This window comes from Albidovulum sp., assembly GCF_049646345.1.
Classification (GTDB): domain Bacteria; phylum Pseudomonadota; class Alphaproteobacteria; order Rhodobacterales; family Rhodobacteraceae; genus Albidovulum.
Window position 1 is genome coordinate 1 of the sequence record NZ_JBARVQ010000748.1, and the last position, 1922, is coordinate 1922.

3 protein-coding genes and 1 pseudogene are annotated in these 1922 nt (G+C 67.4%); all 4 read left to right on the forward strand.

What is annotated here, in order from left to right; translation table 11 throughout:
- Positions 1-363, forward strand: a pseudogene (locus tag WBB85_RS19630) (hypothetical protein); the annotation flags it as partial.
- The gene (locus tag WBB85_RS19635; protein ID WP_432640279.1) at positions 360-743 is read left to right on the forward strand and encodes an SgcJ/EcaC family oxidoreductase; all 384 of its coding nucleotides are present in this window, start codon (positions 360-362) and stop codon (positions 741-743) included. The pseudogene WBB85_RS19630 and the gene WBB85_RS19635, both read left to right, overlap by 4 nt.
- Entirely contained in the window at positions 740-1546 is an 807-nt protein-coding gene (locus tag WBB85_RS19640) for a methyltransferase domain-containing protein (RefSeq protein ID WP_432640280.1), read from the forward strand. The genes WBB85_RS19635 and WBB85_RS19640 overlap by 4 nt, the downstream gene beginning before the upstream one ends.
- 32 nt (positions 1547-1578) lie before the next feature.
- On the forward strand, positions 1579-1922 hold a 344-nt coding region (locus tag WBB85_RS19645), incomplete at its 3' end, for a class I SAM-dependent methyltransferase (protein ID WP_432640281.1).

Sequence of the window (1922 nt, forward strand, 5' to 3'; positions counted from 1 at the left end):
CTGGTCGTCGTCACCACAGCGGGGTTCCTGTCGCGCGAGGACTGGATGCTGCCCCGCATCCGGCTCTTCGTGGAAGGCGTGGCCGAGGTGATGGCGTGGTACGGCACGCTGCCCTCGAACCTGCGCAACGACGTGTTCAACGGTACCGAAGGGCGCGAAGGCTTCACCTGCTCGCTCTGGCGGTCGGACGAGGCGATGCGCGAGGCCGCCTATCATGACGGCCGCCACCGCGTCCGGATGGAGCAGAACCGCGCCGGGCTGATGTTCGACTACTCGTCCTTCACCCGCCTGCGCGCCCTGCTCAGCCATGGCGACTGGGACGGCGATCCGTTTGCCGAATTGCACGAAGGAACCCTGACATGACCGCCGACAACACCGCGCTTGCCGCCGACTACACCGCTGCCTGGAACAGCGGATCAGCCGAGGCCGTGGCCTCGTTCTACGCCGAAACGGGCTGTATCGTCATCAACCGGGGCACGCCCTGGAAGGGGCGCTCGGGCGTGCAGGCCATGGCCGAAGGATTTTTCGCAGATGTGCCCGACCTGAACCTGACCTGCGACTGCCTGCGCGTCGCGGACACTCATGTCGCCTATCTGTGGACCTTTACCGGCCATCACGCCGTGACCCGCAACCCGCTGCGGATCACGGGCTGGGAGGAATGGGATCTGGACGAAGAGGGCAAGGTCGCCGCCTCGCGCGGGTGGTTCGACGCCGAGGACTACGCCCGGCAGGTGGCGGGATGAGCGATCCTTTCGCAGATGTTGACGCGTCGTCCCCCGAGTTGATCGGGATCATCACAACCGCGCTGGAAGTTCGCGCGGCAGACCCCACTATGCTGCCGGTTATCGACGCCTATCTCGATAGGCTCGACCCGCCCGAGGGGGGCCTGATCGTCGATATCGGCTGCGGCACCGGTGGCGTGACCCGGCGCATCGCCGATCGCTTCGGACACACCGCGGTCATCGGCGTGGAGCCGTCCGTCGCCCTGACCGACAAAGCGCATTCGCTGGCGGGCGACCGGGCGAACCTCGAGTTCCGAGTTGGCAACGGTGCCGCGCTCGATCTCGGGGACGGCAGCGCCGACATCGCCATCCTGCACACCGTGCTGTCCCATGTGGCCGACCCCGCAAGTCTGGTCGCCGAGGCCACGCGCATCCTGCGCCCGGGCGGCACACTGGTGGTCTGTGACGCCGATTTCTCGAAAGCTGCTCTGGGGCTTTGCCCAGGCGATCCGCTGGACTCTTGCGCCCGGGCCTTCGTGGCCGGATCGGTCACCGACGCTTGGCTTGCGGGCAAGCTCAAGCCGCTGGCTTTTGCTGCCGGGCTGACAGTCGCGCATTTCGGCACCGCCAACCGCGTGGTGACGGACGGCATAGGCAACCTCGTCTGGGTCAGGATGGCATCGGCGCGCCTGGTGGGCGACGGCGTGATCGGGCAGCCACTCGCGGATGCGCTCGAGGCCGAATACATGCGCCGCGCCGAGGCCGGGACGCTGTATGGGTTCCTGCCTTTCGTCACGATGATCGCAACGAAACACGCGGGATGAACCGCTTGCGCCCGAACCGGCAGGAGTCCGACATGACAACAGGAACATCACAGACCAACGGCCGGCTTTGGGGCGCACGCGCCCGGGACTGGGCCGAGGTGCAGGAGGGGCAGTTTGCCGCCGCCTACCATGCCGTGCTGGCCCAGGCAGGCGTCACGACCGGCACGCGCCATCTCGATGCCGGCTGCGGTGCGGGTATGGCAGCGGCGCTTGCGGCCTCACTCGGGGCCAAGGTCGCGGGGCTCGACGCTGCGGAAGAGATGCTGGAGATCGCGCGCGAACGGGTTCCAGCCGGCGATTTCCGGCAAGGCGATCTGGAGGCCCTGCCCTGGGACGACAACAGTTTCGACCTGGTCACCGGCTTCAACGCCTTTCA